Genomic DNA, 244 nt, shown 5'->3' with positions numbered 1-244 from the left:
GCGGTAAAGGTTTTAAAAGGCACGCGGCAGCAGGAGGCGAGCTGAATAAGCCCCGGCTCCCCTTTTTTGAGCGTGACGCTGCCAATCGCTTTTAACGCCAGCGGATCGAGTTTCTGCGCTTCAAGCTGGCGCGCCAGTAATGTCGCTAACAGGGGAAATGGCGTATCGCGGCGGCAGCCAATTCCCGCCACCACGCGCTGGGGCACCAGTTTCCAGTGCGGTACGGGAAGCTCAGGGAGGTCAT

1 protein-coding gene is annotated in these 244 nt (G+C 59.8%); it reads right to left on the bottom strand.

What is annotated here, in order from left to right:
* Positions 1 to 206 (bottom strand): cobalamin biosynthesis protein (locus ABGN05_RS30140; protein WP_367957748.1); only part of this gene is annotated, 206 nt, incomplete at its 3' end.
* Positions 207 to 244 lie beyond the last annotated feature (38 nt).

This window comes from Aquibium pacificum, from assembly GCF_040839445.1.
Lineage (GTDB): Bacteria > Pseudomonadota > Alphaproteobacteria > Rhizobiales > Rhizobiaceae > Aquibium > Aquibium pacificus.
The sequence above is the reverse complement of the archived record's forward strand: the minus strand, read 5'-3'. Positions and strand labels throughout refer to the sequence as shown.